Source organism: Phycisphaeraceae bacterium (genome assembly GCA_020639155.1).
In the GTDB taxonomy this organism is placed as follows: Bacteria; Planctomycetota; Phycisphaerae; order Phycisphaerales; family UBA1924; genus JACKHF01.
In genome coordinates this window covers 650,327-669,177 of sequence record JACKHF010000001.1, presented here as the reverse complement: position 1 = coordinate 669,177, position 18,851 = coordinate 650,327, and the positions used below count along the sequence as shown (strand labels likewise).

Here is an 18,851-nt window from a genome sequence, read left to right as displayed (position 1 = left end):
CTTGTGATCTCTTACAGATAGTTTCCATTCTTTGTTGTGTAGGGCTTGTCAAGATTGGTAATCATGTACCGCAGCGCGTCAACCTGATGGTCGAATCCGTCCTTTTCCGGCACGATTGCATACGGGTTATCAGCGGGGTAGTGGTACCGCTCGAGCGATTCGATGAGCTTTCTGCATCTTGAGTGGATGCGCAGCTTTGGTTCGCCACCAGCGGGTGTCAGGCGTGCGCGGATGAGTTCGAGCCCGTCATAAAGAGCCAACCGACGCGCGCGGACGGTAAAGCCGTGCTGTTTCAGCAGTGCAATGTCCGTCTTGCCGGTCTGGCTGTTGCGTTGCCCGCCGGCAGGATCGACGCCGATCCATGCCATCGCGGGCAGCGGCCTTGCATGCATCGCTTCAATGTGTGCTGAAAGCGTCAGCCCAGACTCAACATGCTCATCAACAATCCAGAGTACATCGTCCTCATCAAGCCCTCCCCAGAGCACAACGGTCGGCGATCGCATGCCAAAGTCCATGCCGCCGATCCATGTGGCATGTTCAAGCAGCGCGTCATCAATGTAGTCAACAACATGTATCGCGTGGTTGAACTCGGGGAGCACAGCGTCTGTCCGTTTGGGTCGCAGGCACAGCATCTCAGCTTCCCACGTTGCGCGTGAGACGCGAGATCGCATCTTCAGCGCATCATCGATTAGCACGTGCCCGAACCCGGATTTGCGCGTGCGGAGTCTGCTCTGGCAGTCGTCACCGAGAGCGCACGGAGTATCGGGATTCTGCGCACTATCAATACATACCGGATGGTTTCGGCAGTCCGCCATGACATCAAGTGTTCCCCACTTGAAGAGTGAGCGTTTTCCCAGCTTGGCTTCCTCGACGAGCGAGTGCATGACGCCGTGCGGAATGTGCATTGTGCTCAGGCACTCGATTGTTCCATGGACCCATACTTCGCCGCACTGCTTCGATTGCGTAACAAGCTGGGCTGCCTCCCAGACATCGCGATCAAAGAGATCGACCTCGTCGCATCGCAGTTTCTGAACGCGTGTGCCTCGCACAGATGTCTGCGACTGGGAGAGGAGTTCGACAGCCGATCTGTTCTTCAGCTTGACGCGCCTGTCTGAGATTTTGCCATCAAGCATCCATGCGAAGTTCTCCCGATCAAGGAAGCTGCACAGATGGGCGTGCATGCGGCGCGACTGATCGAGTGAACCACCAAGCAGACGGATCTCGATGCCTGGTTTGAACACCATGTCGAGCAGCGTTGCGAGCGCGCCAAGAAAAGTTTTGCCGCCACCACGATTGGCCCAGACAACACAATCGCGTGGCATGCAGGCCTCGCCAGCACACTCCTTGGGTTCTTCAAAGAAGGTGTGGCACAAGTATGCAAAGGGTGGTGTGTGTCCATCGACAAGCACATTTCGCGCGATTTCATAGCCGAGAGACTGATGTATCCAGTGGTGGAGTTCGTCATGCGTTTTCGGGCGATTCGGCCAGACATTCACGTGCGCATCGGTTGGTTGCGATGATGCATCCTGTGAAGATGTGGCTTGCTTTTTCCTTGATTGCGATTTCTTTGCTGACCTCTTCGCCATCCGTGTTTTCACTCCTCTGGTTCGTCCATGTGTTGCGAGGAAGGAGCTCACAAAGCCTACTTGACTTCATTGATGTGCAATGCACTGAGCAGCGCTGCCGCTCTGTTCTTGTGATGCTGCTTCAGCGAAGAAAGCACCAGTGTTCGCTGTTTGCCTGTAAGAAAGAATGTGATCGGAAACAGCTGATCCTCAAGGGGTGTTGGTGGCGCAGGGTGTGGCACTCCCTTGCCCTCGACCGATTGGTTCTTCTTCGTTGCCATGCTGGCTCCTTTTGGCGCTTGGGTATGTGAATGCATACGCGACAGGAGGAGCACAGAGATCGGCTGCTGCAAGACGTGCGATCGTCATGATGCTGTGGCTTTGATGGAGCAGCTTTCTCTTGCCCGCCCATCGCACAAGTTCCCGGCAGACAAACGCACTGGGATGATTGGCATCAATGAACTCGGGAAGTCTGACTGGACTGACACCATAGTGTTCGCACGCGTCGAGCAGGCGTGCGCTTGGTTCGGTGAGTTGCAGGCGGTACTCGGTCATGCCTGCCGAGGCAAAGAAGGGCGATGCGTATCCCATGGCTGCAACTGCTTCGGTTGCCTGAGTTTCCGGGTCGCGAAGATATGTCTGAACAAGCGTGCGTGCAAGTCCAATGCCTCGCCAGCGTGGGTCAATGACAACACGCGAGATACAGCGGAGGTGTGTATTGATACGTCGTGCGTTCTCTTTCTTGGATGTAGTGTTGAAAAAGTGCTGCCATGCAAGTTTTCGCCAGGCACCGTTCAGCGTTGGGCGTGAAACGACTAATACACCAACGATGCTGCGTGCATCAGATCGACTGAACGGGTCTTCAGGGTCGATTGCACGAAGCACACGGGAGCAGGTTGCTGGCCTTCCGGCGCGATAATGCCAGTGCTCCATCGCATCAAAGTCATCGAGTGTACCCCGCTCGATACGAAGTCGATCAATCGGGGATCGCGCAGTGTTGTATTGAGTGTTTTTCATGCGCGGGATCTTCTCCGGCAGGCACCGTGCCTGTTACGGTGTTCAATGTGCGTCAATCCGTTCATCTCAACAATCACAATCCAGTCTGGGTTCAGCATCGCGAGAAGGTCATGATGTGCGCTAGCGCACACCATGCGAGCGCATCTGCTTGCTCGGATCCATCGCGTGATTGATGTCGATACACACGCTGCTGTCGTGCGATCCAACGTAGAGCAGAACTCGTCCGCGATGAGCGTCCCATGCTTGTTCGATGTGCTTGCAACTCCAGCAGCAAGCGCCAGTCTTGCGCGCTGACCGTCGGAGAGTGATCGCGCTGGCGTGCCAAAGAGTGCTGCTTCAGCAAGCCCGGCTCGTGCCATGGTCCGCATTGCCTGCACAAGCGTTTGCGATGAATCAGTGCAATGATTGGCACGCGACCGATGCAGACTTGCAACAACCTCAACTGCTGGAATATCAGAATCTGTAGACGTAATCCATGTTGCGTTTGCTTTTTTCTTCTGTAGAATGTCAAACAGCGAGCGTGCAATGAGCGACTTGCCTGAGCCGCTTGGACCAGTGATGAGCGCAATCTGCCCGAACTTCAGTATCCGATCAATACGCTCTGCTGTCTTGTATGCACAAGCGAGTCTTCGCTGATGATTGCTGTCTCGTGTGTCTGGATCCAGCCCGAATATGGCTTCCGCAAATCGAACGCTCTCGGTGTGTGTTGCCATCGTGTACCCTCGCATCACAACGTGCAAATCACGTGTGGAACCATGTGATGGAGTGTCGTGCGAGTTCTTTGTTAGGCCGACCATGCCTGACGGACGTCGTGTGAGGTATCATCCCTGCCGATGGAACCCGGGCGCGCCTGGAACTGTTGGTGATTCAGATTTGAAACAATCTCATTGATTGCGTCGTAGGTTTTTCTGACCGAGTGCAATGTTTGCCCGCTCTTCTTTGCGGTCGGCCTGAGTGGGAGACCGTGCAGGAAGAGCAGTGTTGCTACTTTCTTTCGACGTGGAGGCCAGTTCTCAGATTCAAGCGCGACGTAAGCAAACGCTGGTGAGAGAATCCGGGTAACGATCCGTCTGACATGCTCTCGTACGGCTTTGTGAGATCTGCCCGACATCCTGGCGATTGAGGCCATGCTCTTTCCTTCGAGATACACAGCATTGACCAGTTCACGATCCTCGATCGGCAGGAATGAGGCTAGATTCCGGATGCGCTCGACCAGATAGGGTGGCGGTGTCCTGCGCAGATCTGTCAGTGTGCTGACATCAAGTCGCCTCGGTGCATGGTCCAACACATTACCAGACTTTCCAGGTTTGCGTCCGGATTGCAGGTTGTTTCCAGTGAGTTGTTGTTTGACTATCTGTGCCGAGGCTCTGGGAGCATCTGCAAATGTCTTCGGCTGAATCCGAACTGCTTTCACCGGTTCATGCATGCACACACCTCCACGCAAATACCATTCATTCCCCTGCCTGCGAGTACCTGAACAGGCATCAAACACAAAAAAACCTCAATAATGGGTATTTTGATTGACAAATGACCCGATATTGTGTTTACTAATCAGTAAACCTCCTCAATGTTTTACCACTCATTGAACGATTTGCAAGGTACGTGTATGGTATTACCCGAAACGAGCGCACAAACACGGGCGATAGACCATGACGGGGGGCGAGTACCCTCCCATAATCCAAACATGAGTGTGGAATATCGTACGTCCAAAGTGCGAACAGGTCATATGTCACAGCAGCCGATCAGTCTGGGACGTGCCATACGCGAGCGGAGGACTGCTCTTGGGTTGAGTCTTGCTGCGCTGGCTGCACGCGTCGGTTGCTCCAAGGGCTATCTGTCAACCATTGAGAACGAGGTCAGATCATCACCGCCCAGCGATGATGTTCTCAGACGGATCGAGCAGGCAATGGGTATGGGCGATGGCGAACTCGTGCGCATCGCAAACTGGCACAAGACTCCCCCTGGCATTAAGCATGAACTGGGGCAGTTGATGTCGCAGATGCAGACGCGAAACGCTGCGGTGCGCAGGCTGGCGGAACTCCTGCGTCCAAAGCCAACAGAGATTTCGGGCGATGCAGAGAACACCAATACCGTCGGCCCGCAGCCTGCAGCCTCGCAGTCGGGCTCTGCAGATCAAGGAGACACAAGCCATAAATCGAAGTTGGATGAAGCGTTCGAGTCCGGCGAACTTCGCAGACTGCTCGATCTGGTTGCTCCTGATCACGCAGAAAAAATTCATGACTCATTGCAGAACGCAATGACACCCGTCCCGATCGCGCTTCCTCTGGAAGTGCCGTTGATCAACAAGGTCAGCGCAGGATACCCAACGGAGTTTACTGATCTTGGATACCCCGCACGGATAGCAGACGAGTACGTGCGCGTGACGGACATCGGCGATCCCGACGCGTTCGCGTGCAGGGTTGTGGGTGATTCGATGGAGCCGGAGTACCGCCAGGGAGATATTGTTGTCTTCTCTCCGATGGCAATGATTGTCAACGGCACAGACTGCTTTGCACGACTTGAACCCGACCATGAATCAACATTCAAACGCGTGTACTTCGAGACCGATGCCAATGGCAACCAGATGATCCGCCTCCAGCCGCTCAACAACATCTACCCGCCGAGGATCCTCCCGCGCGAGATGGTTGCTGGTTTGTACGCAGCTGTGAGTGTCACCCGGAAGCTCAGTTGACCTGTTTCCTTCTGCGTCGCGCTGTCAGTATGCCTGCACCAGCAAACAGCGCAAGTGCTGACGACGGCGCGGGAATGACTTGGATTGTACCAAATCCTTCAATTGGATTTTTTACATGGAAACCAGACGTCGGTGAGTGTGGTACGAGATCAATATAAGAAATTATTGTATCAAGAGAGATTTCTCGTGGTGTAAAATCATTTGTTATCCATTTTACAGATGCAACTTTGATTGGATTGTCGAAGAGAAGAAAGTTTTCCGGGTTGATGCCAAGGATGTAGTCGGGATAAGTTATTGGGCTCCATGATGGCAATGAGCCGGCATAGAGCACCCATGTCGTATTGCTGACAAATCCGGGCTCAGATGCTGAGAGGTCAAACCATGCGCCAAGTAACATCGTAGCCTGTGTATTATCAAAATGGCCATAGATAACGATTGTTGCAACGGGGTTTGTGGGCGATACAACATTTGAGACCGCAATTGACAGTTCGCCGTAGAGTTCGTCAGCTGTAACGACCTGTGTCAAGCAAAGCAGCGGAACCATTATGGAGACTGGGCCATCTCTATTCATACGAATGCTCCTGCAAGCTGCCAGCGGACGTGTCCGTCGGCTGGCAGTGGTGTGGTGTTATCCTCGTCTGCGGTGTGCTGTTAGCATGCCTGCGCCAGCAAGCAGCGCAATTGCTAACGATGGCGCGGGGATGACATGGATGGTCGCCGAGCCATTGGTCAAACTAACCGGGGCTATGCCATTCGTGCTGGAAGAAGTTTGGAACAGTGTAAACCATGTGCTTTCAGTTGATAACGAAACGTCCCTGGTCGTAAAGTCCGACGTTGTCCACTCGGTTTGAAACAGCAGGATTGGAGTGTTGGGGCTTGCAGTTGTTACGTATAACTGTAACGCTGCAACATCATACGAACCAGAACTGGAGAGTACCGGTGGACTATAAGGCCAGCTTCCGGCTGACCAGAGATGGTACTGGGTTACGCCGAATCCTGCTTCGGAACTGTTGAGCAAAAAATATGCTCGCTGGAGAGCATACGCATCACTAAATGTGCCATAAACACCGACTGTGATGCTCTGATTTTGAGGCGACACCGTGCCAGAGACGTCTATGACGAGTGCTCCTGATTGTGCAGATACAAGAGAAACTATCAGAAAGTTTGTCAGCAGGCTGAGCTTGCCAATATCGATGGATTTTGTCATGGAGAGGTCCCCTGTGTTGTTCGTATAAGAACGAAGCTGCCAACGGACATGTCCGTCGGCTGGCAGTGTGTGGTGTTATCTCCGTCTGCGGCGTGCGCCGAGCATGCTTGCACCAGCAAACAGCGCAAGTGCTGACCATGGCGCGGGGATGATCTGGATGGTTGCAGACCCATTGATGGGGTTGGGTATAAGCATGAGATTTCCCATTTGAGGCGCTGTAAATGTAGAGAAATGAAGAATATTGTCGGTCCATAGATTGACCGTCCGAGGTTCAAATGCACTGGCTTCCCATTCTACCGACAGTAATAAATACGGAACTTGTATTGGGCCCTGAGAGGGAAAAGTCTGGCCGGTTTCAACCCCCTCCAGCCAGTTCCCATGGTTCGTTGGCAAATAAGGGCCGCCGAGGGGAGGATTCTGGTATATATATGTGACATCGGCAAAGCTGGGTTCCGATGCGAATAGATCAAAGAGAGCGCCTCCGATGCCATACGACGGAAGTGGCGCGCCTACTTGCGCATAAATACTAACCGTAGCCGTTGGTGTTTGCGGCGTAATTGCATTCGACACTTCAACGAGTAACTCGCCGGATTGTGCACCGGCATGTGCAGTACAGATCGCAGCGATTGTAATGGAAACATACTGTGCCATCCTGTGCCTCCCGCAAGCTGCCAGCGGACGTGTCCGTCGGCTGGCAGTGGTGTGGTGTTATCTTCGTCTGCGTCGTGCGCCGAGCACGCCTGCGCCACCAAGCAGCGCAAGTGCTGACGATGGTGCAGGGATGACTTGGATTTGAAGGACGATGTTGTTGGGTGGTGGTGTGTATACTGGTACCGAACTCGAAGATGCTTCGTAAATGTACCAATAAATTGCACCTAAATGAACACCAACCGCTCGTTCAGTGAAATCACTTGTTTCCCATTCGAAGGACATGATGAGCAGTGGCGATGCAGGATTTGCGGGATGTGATACGGTGTTGCTCTGCCCGACGTCTGCGAGCCAGCCGTTTGTTTGCGGTGTGACCGCAAAGAACCACGATGGCGGAAATCCGGGAATTCCATCATCAGGCAGCAATCTGTAGTGTGGCGCTGCTGCGCCTGATTCGGTTGCCCAGTATCCGAATGACGCGGTGCTGAATGCAAACCACGGCTCGCCGGTAATGGCATACACATCGATATTCACCGATGGTGAAGAGGGTGAAACAATGCCATTGTTTGAGAGAGATGTCGAAAGGCCAACATCACCCAGACACTGTGCTTGGGTGGCAAGGAGTGTCACAAAACTTATGTGTGCGAATATCCTCATTCATTGTCTCCGTCTGCGTCGTGCGCCAAGCAGGCCTGCACCAGCAAACAGCGCAAGTGCTGACGACGGCGCGGGAATGACCTGCAGAGTGATCGTCACGTCCTGGATGCTCGAAAGTGGAATGGACTGTGAGCCGGGTAAGTTTTGATGCAGATACATGGCAAAGTCGACAGTGCTCGTGGAAATTTCAACCGTTCTTGGAGTGAAGTCGGTTGTCCACCACACGAACTCAGCAACCCAGGCGGGGTTCTCTGTCGACGCGGGAGCGCCAGCAGCATGTGGTTGGCTGCAGTGATAGAGCACGCTGTTCGGATCGAGTTGCTCGAAGGCAAAGTGCGAGATCAGATTGCTTCCATACCCAGCAAACGCTCCAATCAGGTTGGAATCGCTGGCGTTTGCAATAACATCGGAATGGGCGAATGCGTAGTACCCGGCGTTTGCATCGTACGTTATGGAGAGTTGCAGGCTCACAGACCAGTGTGTCGGGCTGATCGGCTCGTAACTGTCTGGTTCAAGTGTCCAACAAGCTATGGGGTCGGCAGTTGCCGATGTCGTGCATATCAGAAGAGCTGCACATAGGTATATTTTCTGTGCCATCATGTGACTCCTGCAAGCTGCCAGCGGACGTGTCCGTCGGCTGGCAGTGTGTGGTGTTATACTCCGTCTGCGGCGTGCGCCGAGCATGCTTGCACCAGCAAACAGCGCAAGTGCTGACGATGGCGCGGGGATGATCTGGATGGTTGCAGATCCATTTATTGGGTTTGGTATGAGAGCTGGGTTTGCAATGTGGTGTGAATAAAACGTAGAAAGGTGAAAAATGTTGTCAGTCCATAGATTGACCGTCCGGGGTTCAAATGAGCTGGCTTCCCATTCTACAGACAGCAATAAATACGGCAGCTGTATTGGGGTTGGAAAGGGCAGAGTCTGGCCAGCCTTAATCTCTTCCAACCAGTTTCCATGGTTTGTGGGCAAGAAAGCGCCACCGAAGGGAGGATTTTGGTATATATATGTGACGTCGGCAAAGCCGTGCTCTGATGCGAATAGATCAAAGAAAGCGCCTGCGATGCCATAGGACGGAAGTGGCGCGCCTACTTGCGCATAAATACTAACCGTAGCCGTTGGTGTTTGCGGCGTAATTACATTCGACACTTCAACGAGCAATCCACCTGATTGCGCACCGGCATGTGCAGTACAGATCGCAGCGATTGTAATGGAAACATACTGTGCCATCCTGTGCCTCCCGCAAGCTGCCAGCGGACGTGTCCGTCGGCTGGCAGTGGTGTGGTGTTATCCTCGTCTGCGGCGTACTGTTAGCATGCCTGCACCAGCAAGCAGCGCAAGTGCTGACGATGGCGCGGGGATGATTTGGATCTTCAGCGTTGTTTCCTGCACACTGGAGAGCGGGAGATACGTCGAATTGATCGATGTTGTGGTATCGAACATCCCAAATGTCAGCGAGCTTGTTGAGATCTCCACCGTGCGTGGCGTGAAGTCGGTTGTCTCAAACCAGAATGTGGCGGTCCACGCTGGATTCTCTGTGGAAGCGATGAGAACTGGTGGAACATGTGGGTTCCATGCTTGAAACAACACTGTGCTTTGATTGAGCTGAGTAAAGGCATTATGTGTAATTGTTCCGTTGCTCCCGTATCCGGAGGCACTCCCCAAAAATCTGGAGTCGCTTGCGCCGACCACAACATCTGATTGTCCAAAGCTGTGATACCCGGCGTTTGGATCGTACCAGACGGATAAGCTGATCAGTGCGTTTCCATTTGTTGGACTGATCGGATCTGTGTCAAGGTTCTCAAGTATCCATCCGCCGATAGGGTCAGCTGCCGCTGATGTTGCAGAGACAAAGAGCAAAGCCAATAGTGTTGTTTTCTGTGCCATATTTCTACCAATGAAAAAACGCATTGTCTATACTCAGAATGTACACGATTTCATCAATCTGCCTAAGAAAAAACGTCCGCAACATCAAAGATTGCGGACGCTTCTGTAAATATTGTATAAAGACCGGATGGCTTAGTCGTCATCATGGTGGTGTGGCTTGTAGGCTGCCACAACCTCGGCCTGTACATGCGGCGGTGTGCGCTCATCGTGCGAGTAGTCCATGGTAAATGAGCCGGAACCGCCGGTCATTGATTTGAGCTGATTCGAATAGTTCTGGATTTCAGAGAGCGGCGCCTGAGCGCGCACGATGCACGTGTCGCCATTGACTTCAGAGTCGAGCACGCGTCCGCGCTTGGTAGAAAGATCTCCTGCGATATCTCCCATGTTGTTTGCGGGTGCGGTGATTTCAAGCTCGACAAATGGCTCAAGGAGGACCGGCTTTGCCTTGTTGACAGCATCGACGAACGCGCGAAGTCCAGCCTTGATAAAAGCAACTTCCTTTGAGTCGACCGCGTGGTACTTGCCGTCGTAGACCTCGACGCGCACGTTCTGCATTGGATAGCCCGCGATTGCTCCATCGACGAGCGCCATGCGGACACCCTTCTCGATCGCTGGCATGAACTGCTTGGGGACTGAGCCGCCAACTGTTTTGTTCTCGAACTCGAACCCGGACTCGTGATCATCCGGGAGCGGCTCGACGCGCAGATAGACCTCGCCGAACTCGCCCGAACCGCCGGACTGCTTCTTGTGGCGATGATGACCCTCAGCTTTTGCTGTCACGGTTTCCTTGTATGCAACCTTCGGCGTTTCTGTTTCTACTTGCACACCGAACTGCTTGGCGAGCTTTTCGAAGATGATCTTCAGATGTAACTCACCCATTCCTCGTGCGACGGTCTGCTTTGTTGCTTTGATGCGTTCGACAATGAACGTTGGATCTTCGCCGGTCAGTTTGTGGATGGCAGGGCCGAACTTTGCTTCGTCCTTGTGATTCTTCAGTTCGATGGCCTGGCCGTACATGGGCTTGGGCATCGGCAGCGGTTTGAGATGGATGTGCTCCCCTCCATGTGCGTGGAGAACGCCGTTGAGCGTGATCTCGTCGATCTTTGCAACCGCGCCGATATCGCCGGGACCAAGGACATCGACTTCCTGCTGCTCCTTGCCGTTGAGGCGCACGAGATGGCCGATGCGGATCGGCTTCTTCTCGTCGTTGAAGTAGAGTTCGCTCTTGGCTTTTACTGTGCCCTGATGGACCCGGAAGACGGCAATCTTGCCAACAAATGGATCCGCTGCAACCTTGAACACATGCGCGATGGTCGGCATGTCTGGATCGGCCTTCGGTGGGAGCGGCTGCTCGTTGCCGTCGTCATCGATACGAACAAATGGGCGTGGGTTGCCTTCTGCGGGAGTAGGGCAGTAGTCTTCGAAGATGTGGAGCAGGTCCTTGATGCCAACACCTGTGCGTGCGCTGACAAAGCAGATCGGCACAAGATGGCCCTCGCGCAGTGCCTTTTCGAATGCCTCATGCACCTTCGCTTTGTCGAGTCCTGCTTCACCATTCTCGAAGTAGGCTTCTGTCAGTTCGTCGGAGACTTCGACAACCTGTTCCAGGATCCGTGTGTGCGCTTCTTCGACTGACGAGAAGTCGGGCTTTCCTTCGCCATGATCCTCATCGAAGACGTTGATGACCCTGGATTGGCCGTCGCATGGCAGGTTGATTGGAAGGCATACGTCGCCGAATGTTGAACGGATCTGGTTCACGATGCCGTCAAGATCCGCCTGCGCATCATCAATCTTGTTCACAATGATCATGCGAGGGAGGTTGCGATCTGATGCGATCGGCATGAGCCTGCGACTAGTAAAACCAACGCCCTTGCTTGCGTCGATCACCATCGCGACCATCTCGACTGCTGGCATTGAGGTGATGGCAAAGCCGAGGAAGTCTGTCAAACCTGGTGTGTCGAGAATGTTGACATGCTTGTCATTGTGTTCGAAGTGAATGGGTGTGACCGAGAGTGAGTGCCCGTGTGCCTTTTCTTCGTCCGTCCAATCGGAGACGGTGTTTCCATCTGCCACGTCACCCATGCGACCGATTGCTCCCACCTCCAACAGCAGACGTTCGACGAGAGTTGTCTTGCCGCCGCCGGAGGTACCAACAAGCGTGATGTTGTGGATCGTTGCGGGGTTTGAGGCGGGCATGGTGTGTCTCCGTGTTACTGAGTCGATGGGAGAGCCATCGATTGCGTGAGGGATATGTTCGGACACGTCTCCTGATGGGACGCTCCAATGGGACAGTGTACCAGATGTGGAAGTTCTTTGGTGGCTCTGAGGGGCTGAAAACGCGAGTTGTGTTGAGATTCTGCTTAGCGACGGCGAACCCGTCAGATGGAGCGACGATACCGGGTTGAGCGGAGCAACTGCTCCTATGATGATGGACTGTCATTACAAACAGGAGGCGAACAATGACACAAGTCGATGCAGGCCCGCAAACCAGAACAACCAAGGCTCCGCTGAGACTCTCGCATTGGGATGCCCAGAACGCAAATGTCACAGAAAAGCCGTTCATTTGGATGAACGGTCGCATGGTGTCCAAGCACCAGGCAAACCTCTCTGTCTTTGATCACGGCGTGCTATATGGTGACGGAGTGTTCGAAGGTATTCGCGTGTACAACGGCAAGATCTTCAAACTCGGTCAGCATATGGATCGGTTGTGGAAGAGTGCAAAGGACATCAATCTCACGATTCCAATCACCCGAGAGCAGATGATCCAGATCCAGCGGGAGTGCATCGAAGCCAACGAACTGAGCAACGGGTACATCCGTCTGATTGTGACGCGCGGTGTTGGGACGCTTGGTCTGAATCCCAACTCGTGCCCCGTCCCCGGCATTATCTGCATTGCGGACCAGATCCGCTTGTACCCTGAAGAGTTATATGAGAAGGGCATGCGCGTGATCGTCGCTGAGCGTCGCAAGATCCCCATTGAGTGTCTTGATCCGCGTATTAAGAGCCTCAACTACCTGTGCAACATCCTCGCCAAGTGTGAAGCGCTAAATGAGGGTTTGCTGGAGGTCATCATGCTCTCGACTGAGGGGAAGGTGACCGAGGGGTCGGGCGACAACATTTTTTATGTTCGCAAGGGCGAACTGTTCACTCCACCATGCGATGTGGGTGCACTGGAAGGCATCACCCGCCGGTTTGTCAAGAACGAGCTCTGCCCGATGCTTGGCTTGAAGTGTTCGGAGAAGGTCTTCGGCGTGGATGAACTGGTGAAAGCGGACGAAGTCTTTATGACCGGATCAGCTGCCGAGATCATCGCAATTACCCAGATCGACGATCACGTGATCTCCAAGGGTGAGGGCGAGGTGACGGCGAGGATCAGGGCGAAGTTCCGCGAGATTGTGACCAGTGATCACATCCCGGAAGATTGAATATCAGAATATCTTCTCCCAATACGGTGTTTCACCCGTGCCCCTTCGGTGGTTGCGCACGTGGTACGAACATATCCCTGCAACAACAGAGTGCGTCCCTTATGGTGCGCATATGACGAAGGAGGAACACATGCGATCATTCAGACGAGTCGTTACGATCGGGTTTGCAGTTGGAGCTGGGCTTGGCATGACAGCTGGCGTTGCGACTGCGCAGGATCTGATTCCACGAGATGTCCTTTTCGGGAACCCGGAGCGCGCAGCAGTTCGGATTAGTCCTGACGGCACGCAGCTCTCATGGCTTGCGCCGGTTGAAGGTGTGCTCAATATCTGGGTTGCACCGGTGAACGAACTCCACAACGCAAAGCCGGTGACAAAGGATGACAACCGCGGGATTCGCCAGTACTTCTGGTCGACCGGTGGCACACACATTATCTACCTGCAGGATCGTGGCGGGGATGAGAACTGGCGCGTGTTTTCTGTTGATCTTGCAACAGGGAAAGAGATCTGCCTGACACCAATGGACGGGATTGCAGCGCAGATTCAGCAGGTTTCTCATCTCCATCCCGATGAAATTCTTGTTGGCATCAACAATCGTCAGCCGCAGTTTCATGACATCCATCGCGTGAACATCAAGACCGGCGAGATGTCGCTCGTGCAGCAGAACGACGGATTCCTCGGGTTTGTGACGGACGACGATTACAATGTGCGCAATGCGGTGACATTCACACCGGCTGCTGAGGTCATGGTGTTCAACTCCGATGGTGAAGGCGGCTGGGTTCCTGCGGAGACAATCCCCTCGGAAGACTCGCTGACCACCAACCTGCTCGGATATGACACCTCGGGCAAGCTCATGTACATGCTTGACTCTCGTGATCGCGATACAGCTGCGCTGACCGCGACAAACACTGAGACCGGCGAGACGAAGGTGCTCTTCAGCGACGATCGTGCAGACGCTGGGGCGTTCATCACGCATCCAACAGAGAACAGATTTCTCGCTGCGGGCGCAACGTATATGCGGACTGAGTGGACAGTGCTCGATCCCGCCATTAAGCCGGATCTTGACAAGATTTCTCGTTTGTCCGGTGGCGATTTCAGCGTCACGTCACAGACACTCGATAACAGCGTCTGGATCGTTGCGTTTACAGAATCAGATGGACCGGTGAAGTACTACAAGTACAATCGCACGTCGCAAACCGGTGAGTTCCTGTTCACGAACCGCCCCACGCTTGAAAAGTACGATCTCGCAACGATGCAGTCGCATGAGATCACCTCTCGCGACGGGCTGAAGCTCGTGTCGTATCTGACGCTGCCGGAAAACACAGATACTGATGGCAACGGCGTTCCCGAGCATGCACTCCCAATGGTGCTGCTTGTCCATGGTGGTCCGTGGGCGCGGGATACGTGGGGGTACAACGGATTGCACCAGTTGCTAGCAAACCGTGGGTACGCGGTGCTGAGTGTGAACTACCGTGGTTCGACCGGTTTCGGGAAGCACTTTATTAATGCAGCGGACGGCGAGTGGGCAGCAAAGATGCACGACGATCTTATCGATGCAGTCGATTGGGCCGTGGATCGTGGCGTTGCAGACAAGGACAAGGTTGCAATCATGGGCGGCTCATACGGCGGGTATGCGACGCTGGTTGGTCTGACATTCACGCCGGACAAGTTTGCGTGTGGCGTTGATATCGTTGGGCCATCGAGCCTGATCACGCTTATGCAGAATATCCCGGACTACTGGTATCCGTTCCTGCCGCAGCTTGCCAATCGTGTCGGTAATCCTGCGACAGAAGAGGGACGCAAGCTGCTCAGCGAACGTTCACCACTGAACTATGTCGACAAAATCAGTAAGCCACTGCTGATCGGACAGGGTGCCAACGACCCTCGCGTCAAGCAGGTTGAAGCCGACCAGATCGTTGAGTCCATGAAGCAAAAGAACATCCCCGTGACGTATGTGCTGTATCCTGACGAGGGGCACGGGTTTGCGCGTCCCGAAAACAACAAGAGTTTCTTCGCGGTGACTGAGATATTCCTTTCAGAAGTGCTTGGAGGTCGGTACGAGGAGATCGGTGGCGATTTCCAGGGCGCATCGATTCAGGTACCCGAGGGCGCTCAGCATGTGCCCGGCGTTTCGAGCGCACTCAATATGAAGTAAGGGCAGATTTGACGCTATTCACGCAAGGCCCCGGGATTGAATCCCTGGGCTTTTTGTTTTATCCTGCAACAATCGCACATGCGTGATCCCGTTGTGTCAAACCTAGCTGGTCTTGTCTCGGACGTACTCGGTGTGCGTGCGCATTCAATTCGCAGACTCACAGGCGGGTGTGTTGGCGACGTGTTCTCGCTTGCTGTTGATCCAATAGTCGATGTCATCGAGCGGAATGTTTCTCTCGCGACATCGCTCGCATCCGCGGATCATCAGATCGTTGTCAAGTACGACGCGAACGCGGGGGCGATCGGCAGCACATCGTTCGGTTCACTCGAAACAGAAGCGTTTATGCTGCGCTATCTTGGGGACTACACACAACTGCCTGTGCCGAAGGTGCTGCACAGTTCCGCGATGCTGCTGGTGATGACGAAGCTACCCGGTTCAACCTGTGCAGGCGCACAAGCGCAGCAACACCTTGGCGAACTTGTCGCGCATCTGCACTCGATCACATCAGATCGGTGTGGGTTCGAGCGAGACACATTGATCGGGCCGCTCGTTCAGCCAAACCCTGACACAGACGCGTGGATTCCGTTCTTTGCCGAGCATCGCTTGTCGTATATGGCGTGTCTTGCAACAAATGCGAACCAGATGCCATCGTCCATTGCGCATCGCGTCGATCGTTTGTGCAACAAACTCGACAATCTGCTGAATGAGCCAGAAAAGCCGTCATTGCTGCACGGCGATCTGTGGTCTGGCAACGTACTGGCAGATGAATCGCACGTGACAGGCATCATCGACCCTGCGATCAGCTACGGGCATCACGAGTGCGATCTCGCGTACATGACGTTGTTCGGGTGCTTCGGCGAATCGTTCTTTGCTGCGTATCGTGACAACATGCCTATCGAGCCGGGGTTTGAGCGCGATCGCAGACCGATCTATCAACTCTGGCCGTTGCTCGTGCACGTGCGGTTGTTCGGCGGGAGCTATGTGAGCAGCGTTGATCAGTCGTTGCGACGATTTGGTGTGTGAGAGCTGGAAAGAGGTTTTCGTGTCAACAGTTCACATGATCGTCGGCAACACCGGCGCTGGCAAGACAACGTATGCGATAGATCTTGCGCAGCAGCGCAACTGCATCCGCTACTCGATCGATGAGTGGATGGAATCATTGTTTGAGGCTGACAAGTCAGATGCGCCAACGTACGAATGGATGCTTGAGCGCGTGAACAGGATTCAGCATCAGATGCTGAAGATGGTCGCACAGCACATCAGGTGCAAGCAGGATGTGATCCTTGATCTCGGATTTTTTACAAAGAAACAACGGAACGTGGTGCGCAGCAGTATCGCATCGAATCATGGAAATGTGCGCATGCACTATCTTGATATTGATGCTGCAATACGATGGGAGCGCGTGCAGAAACGCAACACGGAGCAAGGTGAGACATACGCGCTGCAGGTGACGCGCGAGGTGTTCGATTTCTGCGAGACGCTGTTCGAGGTTCCGGGTGAGACAGAACTGGAAGGTGCGTTGATCGTCAGGGTCTAGATGTGGTTCGAACGCTGCTATGAAAAAAGGCGGGAAAAGGGTGGCTGACGGGACTCGAACCCGCGACCCCCAGGATCACAACCTGGTGCTCTAACCAGCTGAGCTACAGCCACCATCCTGCCAGCAGGAAACCTGCCGGGCCGCAACGATAGAGACCACACACGTCTGCTTCAAACTGAAGAGCCGGATCGTGCGCCATCCTGCGGATGTGTTGTACGCCGAAATGTGCGGTATCATGGGTCCGATGATCGGTTTGATGTGCCCGACCAAACCGCAAACACGCTTGCACATCGGTGTTTGTAGTTCCTAGCATGCCGATTCGTGCCGATGGAAGTGGTCAGCACGACGGGCAAAAGCCCACATTCCGCCAGTATCAGGACAAACAGGGAGTCAGGACAATGTCCCAGATGGCAGCTGCCGAGTTGAACCTTGCACCGAATCGAACCTACCGCAATCTCTCTTCGGCGGTGCTGATCGAGCACGCGATCGCAGCGGGCGAGGGCAGGCTCGCGGCAAACGGCGCACTTGTCTGCACGACCGGCGACCGCACGGGGCGCTCTCCCAACGACAAGTATCTCGAAGACACCGCCGAGGTGCACGACAAGATCTGGTGGGGCAAAGTCAACCGCCCGATCACACCGGACAACTTCGACTTTGTGCATCAACTCGCGGTCGAGCATCTGAACAAGCAGGACAAGCTGTACACATTCGAGGGATTCGCTGGCGCAGATCCGACGCATCGTCTTGGTGTTCGTGTTGTGACAGAGCAGGCGTGGCACTCGCTCTTTGCATCCACACTGTTCATCAAGCAGGGATCTCAAGCAGCTGGCGGCTCGACCGACTGGAACCATGACTGGACTGTCATCAACGCTGGTCGCCGCCGTCTGTCATCAGAAGAGCAGGCAAAGCTCGGCGTGTCATCGCCCATGATCATCGCGCAGAGCCTGACAAAGAAGATCGTGGTCATCCTCGGCACCGAGTACGCTGGCGAGATGAAGAAGAGCATCTTCTACGCGATGAACTTCGACATGCCCGAGGTCGGCGTGTTCCCCATGCACTGCTCCGCGAACGTTGCGAAGAGCGACCCGAACAACGTCTCGCTCTTCTTCGGTCTTTCAGGTACGGGCAAGACAACACTCAGCGCCGATCCTGATCGTGCGCTGATCGGCGATGACGAGCATGGCTGGTCGGATACGGGCGTGTTCAACTTTGAGGGTGGGTGCTACGCCAAGTGCATCAAACTCACACCCGAGGGCGAGCCGCAGATCTATTCAGCGATTCGTTTCGGCTCGGTGTTCGAGAATGTTGTCATCGACAAGGATTCACGCCTTCCCGATTACGACGACGGCTCACTCACCGAGAACACCCGTGTGACATATCCCGTCGATTTCATTGATGGCGCGGTGATCCCGTCTGTTGGCGGTCATCCGAAGAACGTGGTGTTCCTGACAGCGGACGCATTCGGCGTCATGCCGCCCGTGTCCAAGCTCACACCCGAGCAGGCGATGTACTACTTCATCAACGGGTACACGTCGAAGCTCGCGGGCACAGAAGCGGGTGTGAAGGAGCCGCAGCCGAACTTCTCGCCATGCTTTGGCGGGCCGTTCCTCCCGCGTCAGCCGTCCGAGTACGCAGCGATGCTCGCGAACAAGATCAAGACGCACAACGCCAACGTCTGGCTGCTCAACACTGGTTGGACGGGCGGGCCGTACGGCACGGGGTCACGCTTCAGCCTGAAGTACACTCGCGCCATGGTCAGCGCGATTCTATCGGGCAAGCTCGCGAGCGCGCAGTACGAGGAGCATCCGATCTTCGGTCTGCACATTCCAAAGGCTGTTGATGGCGTGCCAAGCGAGGTGCTCAACCCGCGCAACACATGGAAGGATGGCAGCGCCTACGACGCGCAGGCAAAGAAGCTTGCCGAGATGTTTCGTAACAACGACAAGGGCTTTGAGATGACCGATGCGGTGCGCAACGCCGGACCGAAGGGCTGAAATCATTGAGATTTGAATCGATCAGGCACGGACCGGAGCTTTCAGGTCCGTGTTTTCTTGTATCATACTG

At 54.4% G+C, this 18,851-nt stretch carries 17 protein-coding genes and 1 tRNA gene; 6 read left to right on the top strand and 12 right to left on the bottom strand.

Features of this window, described 5'->3' with window-relative positions; all coding sequences use genetic code 11:
- Positions 1-11 precede the first annotated feature (11 nt).
- The 4 genes from H6815_02880 to H6815_02865 all read right to left on the bottom strand — a co-directional run bounded on the left by H6815_02880 (position 12) and on the right by H6815_02865 (position 4,008).
- Positions 12-1,586 carry a hypothetical protein gene (locus H6815_02880; GenBank protein MCB9859371.1) on the bottom strand — a complete coding sequence of 525 codons (1,575 nt, stop codon included), beginning with the start codon at positions 1,584-1,586 and terminating at the stop codon, positions 12-14.
- A 189-nt stretch (positions 1,587-1,775) separates the two neighbouring features.
- Entirely contained in the window at positions 1,776-2,582 is an 807-nt protein-coding gene (locus tag H6815_02875; GenBank protein MCB9859370.1) for a hypothetical protein, read from the bottom strand.
- Positions 2,579-3,295: an ATP-binding cassette domain-containing protein gene (locus tag H6815_02870; GenBank protein ID MCB9859369.1), complete on the bottom strand. Its 717-nt coding sequence runs from the start codon at positions 3,293-3,295 to the stop codon at positions 2,579-2,581. The genes H6815_02875 and H6815_02870 overlap by 4 nt, the downstream gene beginning before the upstream one ends.
- A 71-nt stretch (positions 3,296-3,366) precedes the next feature.
- Positions 3,367-4,008: a sigma-70 family RNA polymerase sigma factor gene (locus tag H6815_02865; protein MCB9859368.1), complete on the bottom strand. Its 642-nt coding sequence runs from the start codon at positions 4,006-4,008 to the stop codon at positions 3,367-3,369.
- Between the two features lie 300 nt (positions 4,009-4,308).
- On the opposite strand from H6815_02865, the gene H6815_02860 reads away from it, so the two are divergent.
- A complete protein-coding gene (locus H6815_02860; protein ID MCB9859367.1) occupies positions 4,309-5,274 on the top strand; it encodes a helix-turn-helix domain-containing protein in 966 nt (321 codons plus the stop codon).
- Here the strand turns inward: H6815_02860 and H6815_02855 are convergent.
- The 7 genes from H6815_02855 to H6815_02825 all read right to left on the bottom strand — a co-directional run bounded on the left by H6815_02855 (position 5,267) and on the right by H6815_02825 (position 11,869).
- The gene (locus H6815_02855; GenBank protein MCB9859366.1) at positions 5,267-5,845 is read right to left on the bottom strand and encodes a PEP-CTERM sorting domain-containing protein; all 579 of its coding nucleotides are present in this window, start codon (positions 5,843-5,845) and stop codon (positions 5,267-5,269) included. The two genes, H6815_02860 and H6815_02855, sit on opposite strands and share 8 nt — an antisense overlap.
- A 57-nt stretch (positions 5,846-5,902) precedes the next feature.
- Entirely contained in the window at positions 5,903-6,481 is a 579-nt protein-coding gene (locus tag H6815_02850; GenBank protein MCB9859365.1) for a hypothetical protein, read from the bottom strand.
- Between the two features lie 75 nt (positions 6,482-6,556).
- A complete protein-coding gene (locus H6815_02845; protein MCB9859364.1) occupies positions 6,557-7,132 on the bottom strand; it encodes a hypothetical protein in 576 nt (191 codons plus the stop codon).
- Between the two features lie 57 nt (positions 7,133-7,189).
- A complete protein-coding gene (locus H6815_02840) occupies positions 7,190-7,786 on the bottom strand; it encodes a PEP-CTERM sorting domain-containing protein (protein ID MCB9859363.1) in 597 nt (198 codons plus the stop codon).
- The gene (locus H6815_02835; GenBank protein ID MCB9859362.1) at positions 7,787-9,016 is read right to left on the bottom strand and encodes a PEP-CTERM sorting domain-containing protein; all 1,230 of its coding nucleotides are present in this window, start codon (positions 9,014-9,016) and stop codon (positions 7,787-7,789) included.
- 57 nt (positions 9,017-9,073) lie between these two features.
- Positions 9,074-9,673, bottom strand: coding sequence for a PEP-CTERM sorting domain-containing protein (locus H6815_02830; GenBank protein ID MCB9859361.1), 600 nt, complete (start codon positions 9,671-9,673; stop codon positions 9,074-9,076).
- A 132-nt stretch (positions 9,674-9,805) separates the two neighbouring features.
- Positions 9,806-11,869 (bottom strand): elongation factor G, encoded by a 2,064-nt coding sequence (locus H6815_02825; protein ID MCB9859360.1) that lies wholly within the window; start codon positions 11,867-11,869, stop codon positions 9,806-9,808.
- 263 nt (positions 11,870-12,132) lie between these two features.
- On the opposite strand from H6815_02825, the gene ilvE reads away from it, so the two are divergent.
- From ilvE to H6815_02805, 4 genes are all read left to right on the top strand, one after another.
- On the top strand, positions 12,133-13,098 hold the full coding sequence (ilvE, locus tag H6815_02820) for a branched-chain-amino-acid transaminase (protein ID MCB9859359.1): 966 nt from the start codon (positions 12,133-12,135) through the stop codon (positions 13,096-13,098).
- Positions 13,099-13,228: 130 nt separating this feature from the next.
- On the top strand, positions 13,229-15,250 hold the full coding sequence (locus tag H6815_02815) for a S9 family peptidase (GenBank protein ID MCB9859358.1): 2,022 nt from the start codon (positions 13,229-13,231) through the stop codon (positions 15,248-15,250).
- Between the two features lie 78 nt (positions 15,251-15,328).
- Positions 15,329-16,273: a fructosamine kinase family protein gene (locus tag H6815_02810; GenBank protein ID MCB9859357.1), complete on the top strand. Its 945-nt coding sequence runs from the start codon at positions 15,329-15,331 to the stop codon at positions 16,271-16,273.
- Positions 16,274-16,292: 19 nt separating this feature from the next.
- Positions 16,293-16,787, top strand: coding sequence for an ATP-binding protein (locus H6815_02805; protein MCB9859356.1), 495 nt, complete (start codon positions 16,293-16,295; stop codon positions 16,785-16,787).
- A gap of 39 nt (positions 16,788-16,826) precedes the next feature.
- On the opposite strand, the gene H6815_02800 is transcribed toward H6815_02805, so the two are convergent.
- Positions 16,827-16,900, bottom strand: a tRNA-His gene (locus H6815_02800).
- 285 nt (positions 16,901-17,185) lie between these two features.
- Here H6815_02800 and pckA point away from each other — a divergent pair.
- Positions 17,186-18,781, top strand: a complete 1,596-nt coding sequence (gene pckA, locus H6815_02795) for a phosphoenolpyruvate carboxykinase (ATP) (GenBank protein MCB9859355.1) — start codon at positions 17,186-17,188, stop codon at positions 18,779-18,781.
- Positions 18,782-18,851: the final 70 nt, after the last annotated feature.

What these genes read in the sequence shown, in the direction of transcription:
- pckA (MCB9859355.1), top strand. Translation starts at nt 17,186, where the DNA reads ATGTCCCAGATGGCAGCTGCCGAGTTGAACCTTGCACCGAATCGAACC.
- H6815_02845 (MCB9859364.1), bottom strand. Translation starts at nt 7,132, where the DNA reads ATGGCACAGTATGTTTCCATTACAATCGCTGCGATCTGTACTGCACAT.
- H6815_02835 (MCB9859362.1), bottom strand. Translation starts at nt 9,016, where the DNA reads ATGGCACAGTATGTTTCCATTACAATCGCTGCGATCTGTACTGCACAT.
- H6815_02825 (MCB9859360.1), bottom strand. Translation starts at nt 11,869, where the DNA reads ATGCCCGCCTCAAACCCCGCAACGATCCACAACATCACGCTTGTTGGT.
- H6815_02815 (MCB9859358.1), top strand. Translation starts at nt 13,229, where the DNA reads ATGCGATCATTCAGACGAGTCGTTACGATCGGGTTTGCAGTTGGAGCT.
- H6815_02870 (MCB9859369.1), bottom strand. Translation starts at nt 3,295, where the DNA reads ATGGCAACACACACCGAGAGCGTTCGATTTGCGGAAGCCATATTCGGG.
- H6815_02840 (MCB9859363.1), bottom strand. Translation starts at nt 7,786, where the DNA reads ATGAGGATATTCGCACACATAAGTTTTGTGACACTCCTTGCCACCCAA.
- H6815_02865 (MCB9859368.1), bottom strand. Translation starts at nt 4,008, where the DNA reads ATGCATGAACCGGTGAAAGCAGTTCGGATTCAGCCGAAGACATTTGCA.
- H6815_02880 (MCB9859371.1), bottom strand. Translation starts at nt 1,586, where the DNA reads ATGGCGAAGAGGTCAGCAAAGAAATCGCAATCAAGGAAAAAGCAAGCC.
- H6815_02875 (MCB9859370.1), bottom strand. Translation starts at nt 2,582, where the DNA reads ATGAAAAACACTCAATACAACACTGCGCGATCCCCGATTGATCGACTT.
- H6815_02855 (MCB9859366.1), bottom strand. Translation starts at nt 5,845, where the DNA reads ATGAATAGAGATGGCCCAGTCTCCATAATGGTTCCGCTGCTTTGCTTG.
- ilvE (MCB9859359.1), top strand. Translation starts at nt 12,133, where the DNA reads ATGACACAAGTCGATGCAGGCCCGCAAACCAGAACAACCAAGGCTCCG.
- H6815_02810 (MCB9859357.1), top strand. Translation starts at nt 15,329, where the DNA reads ATGCGTGATCCCGTTGTGTCAAACCTAGCTGGTCTTGTCTCGGACGTA.
- H6815_02830 (MCB9859361.1), bottom strand. Translation starts at nt 9,673, where the DNA reads ATGGCACAGAAAACAACACTATTGGCTTTGCTCTTTGTCTCTGCAACA.
- H6815_02860 (MCB9859367.1), top strand. Translation starts at nt 4,309, where the DNA reads ATGTCACAGCAGCCGATCAGTCTGGGACGTGCCATACGCGAGCGGAGG.
- H6815_02850 (MCB9859365.1), bottom strand. Translation starts at nt 6,481, where the DNA reads ATGACAAAATCCATCGATATTGGCAAGCTCAGCCTGCTGACAAACTTT.